General features: G+C 44.4%; 6 protein-coding genes and 1 pseudogene. 5 read left to right on the top strand and 2 right to left on the bottom strand.

Annotated elements, in window-relative coordinates; genetic code table 11:
* Positions 1-234 precede the first annotated feature (234 nt).
* From EWV66_RS09800 to EWV66_RS09820, 5 genes and pseudogenes are all read left to right on the top strand, one after another.
* Positions 235-376, top strand: a pseudogene (locus EWV66_RS09800) (RNA-guided endonuclease TnpB family protein); the annotation flags it as partial.
* A gap of 10 nt (positions 377-386) precedes the next feature.
* Complete coding sequence (locus EWV66_RS09805; protein ID WP_249265027.1) at positions 387-677, top strand: PIN domain-containing protein; 291 nt, start codon at positions 387-389, stop codon at positions 675-677.
* A gap of 89 nt (positions 678-766) precedes the next feature.
* Positions 767-1,018: a UPF0175 family protein gene (locus tag EWV66_RS09810; RefSeq protein WP_043995814.1), complete on the top strand. Its 252-nt coding sequence runs from the start codon at positions 767-769 to the stop codon at positions 1,016-1,018.
* Positions 1,015-1,503: a PIN domain-containing protein gene (locus EWV66_RS09815; RefSeq protein ID WP_002787926.1), complete on the top strand. Its 489-nt coding sequence runs from the start codon at positions 1,015-1,017 to the stop codon at positions 1,501-1,503. Before EWV66_RS09810 ends, EWV66_RS09815 begins: the two co-directional genes overlap by 4 nt.
* Positions 1,504-2,015: 512 nt before the next feature.
* On the top strand, positions 2,016-2,693 hold the full coding sequence (locus EWV66_RS09820; RefSeq protein ID WP_287107447.1) for a hypothetical protein: 678 nt from the start codon (positions 2,016-2,018) through the stop codon (positions 2,691-2,693).
* Positions 2,694-2,696: 3 nt separating this feature from the next.
* Here the strand turns inward: EWV66_RS09820 and EWV66_RS09825 are convergent, their stop codons facing one another.
* The gene (locus EWV66_RS09825; RefSeq protein ID WP_287107448.1) at positions 2,697-3,002 is read right to left on the bottom strand and encodes a PIN domain-containing protein; all 306 of its coding nucleotides are present in this window, start codon (positions 3,000-3,002) and stop codon (positions 2,697-2,699) included.
* Positions 2,999-3,274, bottom strand: coding sequence for a hypothetical protein (locus EWV66_RS09830; RefSeq protein ID WP_002758127.1), 276 nt, complete (start codon positions 3,272-3,274; stop codon positions 2,999-3,001). The genes EWV66_RS09825 and EWV66_RS09830 overlap by 4 nt, the downstream gene beginning before the upstream one ends.
* Between the last annotated feature and the right edge of the window lie 567 nt (positions 3,275-3,841).

The raw sequence follows: 3,841 nt of genomic DNA on the forward strand, positions 1-3,841 counted from the left end.
GTTTTTGCTGATTTTCTGCCCCGAAACAAGCTATAATGGTCTAAAGGTCAAATTTGAAAATTTTTGCCTCAAACCCTATCGGCGTAAGAACTTCAGGATTTTGTGTCCAGTAGTTCATTGGTATTGTATGGCTTGAACTCAGGCTCTGTAAGACTTTTAGCCATAGCTAGTATGTTTATACGGAGGAAGTCTAGGTATAATTACTCATCGCGTAAGTGAGATGCTCCCAACAGAAAAACAGAAACCGACCCAAACGCATAATAGAGAGTCCGACCTCTGGGTTTTTAATGGAGACATTGAGAATCTAAGTTGTCTCGTTGAACAAGGAATTTCCGATAGTGATAGGTCAAGAATCCCCCGTCACAGCGTAGCTTGACGGTGGGAGTATGTCAAATTCTATCGGGGTGATCTGTAATCGGCTGAATCAAAGAGACGTTTTTATCAAATTTGTGGATGACGTTTTGATTGATGCTGGTGTTGTGCTGGTCGGTGTTCCTGCTAACCAAATGAAGAGAGTCGTAGAAATAATGGCTCTCTTTCGCTTGGATTTTGATGATGCTTACCAATATGTTGCTGCCGAGCTTGAAAAAGCTACTATTGTGAGTTTTGATCAAGATTTTGACAAGACAGAGCAAAGACGTTTGACTCCTATGCAAGTGCTTAAAATTAGAAATTAATTGCTGGCTCCCGTCAGTCAATAATACCAAATCCTGTTATCAGAAAACGAGTAAAGACGAGGAGATAAATAGTGCGTGAGGATGTCTTAATGAAAATTACCCTGAACCTACCGGATAACCTCAGCCAAGCCGAAACCTTTAACCAGGGCGACTGGCTCCGGGAGATTGCCATTGCGCTGTTTCAGCAAGAGCGGATTTCCCTCAGTCGCGCCAGTAAAATTGCCGGGATGGAAGTCATGGACTTTCAAAAACTGCTGGCAGATCGCGGTATTTGTGTTCACTACGATGTAGAAGACTTTGAGCAGGATGTTCAGCATCTGCGAGATCGAGGCTGGCTATGATCGTGGTCAGCGATACCTCCGCCCTTGCCAATCTGGCGATCGTCGATCATCTCTGGTTGCTAGAGTCAATTTACCAAACCGTTATCATTCCAGACGTTGCTGCTAGGGAACCAGCAGCCGCAAGCAATCCCATCATTCCAGCCATTCTCCAAGCCGGCTGGATTCAACCCCAACCCCTCACCAACTCCGAACTCGTTAACCAGCTTCAGCAAGAACGAGGACCGGATGCTGGAGAAGCGAATGCAATAGCCCTGGCACTTGAGCTGCAAGCTGATGATCTGCTCATCGATGAACGCTTGGGGCGGCAAGAAGCCCTGCGGCTAGGGCTGTCTATCATTGGTATTCTGGGCATTCTGCTCGTTGCCAAACAAAAAAGCCTCATCCCTCAAGTTCAACCTGTTATGGATGCCTTGATCAGCCAAGCTGGTTTTCGTGTCAGTTCCCAGCTATATCAGCGTGTCTTAGCTTTGGCTCAAGAACCTTAGTAAAGGATAAGCCAAGATGGTCTGTGGAGTCGGTATCGATCGAAACTATCGTTTCCCATACCAATATCTTGATATTGCCCTTAGATTCTTGTTGATTGAGATGGAAACAAAACGCTACAAGTAAGTACAGTATGAATGATAATTTCACGCTAAAAAATCTTTACAGAAGCCCCCGACAATTGAACGAATCGAATAATTATAAATTTTTGTCAAGAGGTGCGGTCAGATCGAAGAATCGTCGCTAGAATCCTAGAAAACTTCTGTTATTTCAGCCTATTGTCAGAAATTTAGTTAAACAAGGTTTTTGACAATATGCTAATCTGGCTAACACGCTTTTGGGCGTGATATACGGAAAAGTTCGGGCGATTGCGCCCAAATGGGGTGATATGCCGAAAGTTGACCCATATCGTTACCCCAGAGAGTGTTATACAGAAAGTTTCTGTATAATCCCTAGTTAGCCAGACGAAGCGAGTGTACCGCTAGGATGTGGGCTATATGATTGGAGTGTCAAAATGACGAGAAAGACAATTGTCCTCATTGCAGCCTTCGTTGCTCTAGGTACTGCCACCGTTGGACTCGTGACGGCAATTGTTACCCAGCGAGGACTGATTCTCCCCCTAAATATCTTGGATTTACTTTCCATTAAATTCACCACTTCGGAGATGATTGATAGTTGGTTTGGCTTGGCTGGACATAATAAGTTAATCAGTCCTTCGGAATTAGGTGAACCGCTCAAGTCATTTAGAAACCAATGGGCAAAAACTAATCCCACTGTCACCCCTTTTCTGGGACTGTGGCATAATGATGGTGACGGTTTTCAAAGTTTACATGAAGCTTATTTTTTGAGTATTTTTCCCTCTCAGGTGCAGGGGCAAGTCTGTGTTTTAGAATACAAAGACCGTGGTTTGCTGGATGTTTCGATTCTTTCATTGTCAACGGCAAAGGTGATCAGTGGTCAACTCCTCAGTAGCCGTTTGCGGGCGGATAAATCTACCATTGTGCAAAAAGACTTCTACAATGGTTATCCTGTAGAAGGTTATCCTGTAGAAATTTTGCCTGTTTTAGATGGGCAAAATGAAATCTATATTTTTTCCTCCCGATCCCCGCCCCAGTTACCCCCTGGTTTTCCTGAAGATTTGACATCTAAGGTAAAGCAGAAACTGTCGGATCGAGGTTGTACAATGGACTAGATGTTAGCGATCGCCATCGCCTCGTAGCTGATTGTCAGCATATTGTTCCAATATCTCATGCACTCGTACCAAGTCTTCTGGGATTACAGGTTCAACTTGAACCGCATCAGGTGTCATACTGGATACAAAACGGCGCATTGCTTGGTGGCCCAATCTTGATGCAATCAGATAGCAGACCTCAGGCAGGACAACGACAGGTAGAACCAATGGCTCATTCACGCTTTGAGCAATAGCCAACACCCGTTGATGATTGCGATCGCCCTGATCGGTCAAGGCAAACAAAAAACTGGTGTCAAGTATCGCCGTCATACTGAATTGCTTGGCTTAAGATTCCAGCCGGACACCGGATCAATCTCATTGCCTAGAATCTCTTCATCACGTTCTGAAATATCCTGTTGACCAGAGTTGCCTAAACCTGCAACTGCAAGCAGAAAACTAGAAGAATGAGTGGTCAGTTCTCTTTGATAGGCTGCTTTATAGCGAAGATAGTCAAGAAAATTAGACAGTTCCACTAAAGCCTCATCAGGGAGAGCCTTGACTGCTTCAATTAGCGGTTGCCGTTCTATAATGCTTCTATCCATTACTAAATCTTAGATTAGGACTTCTCCTATTTTACTCCTCAACTCAACGAACAGGCTCACTTACTAACTATCACAGCAGGTAACACCTGAATACAGTCCGCACAAATTGGCATGAAGTCAAAGATCACAGTTGGGGGTCTGCCGTTAACCTAACCCACCAGAGCGGCGTACTGCTACGCAGTGCCTTCGGCATCGCACTTAAATCCACAGTTTCCATCAATGTGCATGGTGCGTTCCCCAAAATCGATCGGTGGAGTAGTAGGACTTGCATTAGGGAACGCACCCTACAAAATTGCGTTCGGCATCGCACTACCTTTTTATGTAAAGTCCCAAATCACCGAGGCTATTCCCGTCAGAGTAGCACTGCATTTTATTAATCTCAGTGGCTCTTCGGTAATTGTTATGCAATGGACGGGGGTTATAAGGGATGGAACCCTTATATAGAAAAGCATTTAGCGATTTTTGTCAATTGTTTTTGCTCTAGAGCGAACTAATCAATTAAGTCTCTTGCCAGATAAGGATTTAGTCGATTTATGCCCCCCTATCGAACCATACCAAGTAACGAAG

Origin of the sequence: Microcystis sp. M_OC_Ca_00000000_C217Col, assembly GCF_007095585.1 — a bacterium.
Lineage (GTDB): Bacteria > Cyanobacteriota > Cyanobacteriia > Cyanobacteriales > Microcystaceae > Microcystis > Microcystis panniformis.

What these genes read in the sequence shown, in the direction of transcription:
- EWV66_RS09810 (WP_043995814.1), top strand. Translation starts at nt 767, where the DNA reads ATGAAAATTACCCTGAACCTACCGGATAACCTCAGCCAAGCCGAAACC.
- EWV66_RS09825 (WP_287107448.1), bottom strand. Translation starts at nt 3,002, where the DNA reads ATGACGGCGATACTTGACACCAGTTTTTTGTTTGCCTTGACCGATCAG.
- EWV66_RS09805 (WP_249265027.1), top strand. Translation starts at nt 387, where the DNA reads ATGTCAAATTCTATCGGGGTGATCTGTAATCGGCTGAATCAAAGAGAC.
- EWV66_RS09830 (WP_002758127.1), bottom strand. Translation starts at nt 3,274, where the DNA reads ATGGATAGAAGCATTATAGAACGGCAACCGCTAATTGAAGCAGTCAAG.
- EWV66_RS09815 (WP_002787926.1), top strand. Translation starts at nt 1,015, where the DNA reads ATGATCGTGGTCAGCGATACCTCCGCCCTTGCCAATCTGGCGATCGTC.
- EWV66_RS09820 (WP_287107447.1), top strand. Translation starts at nt 2,016, where the DNA reads ATGACGAGAAAGACAATTGTCCTCATTGCAGCCTTCGTTGCTCTAGGT.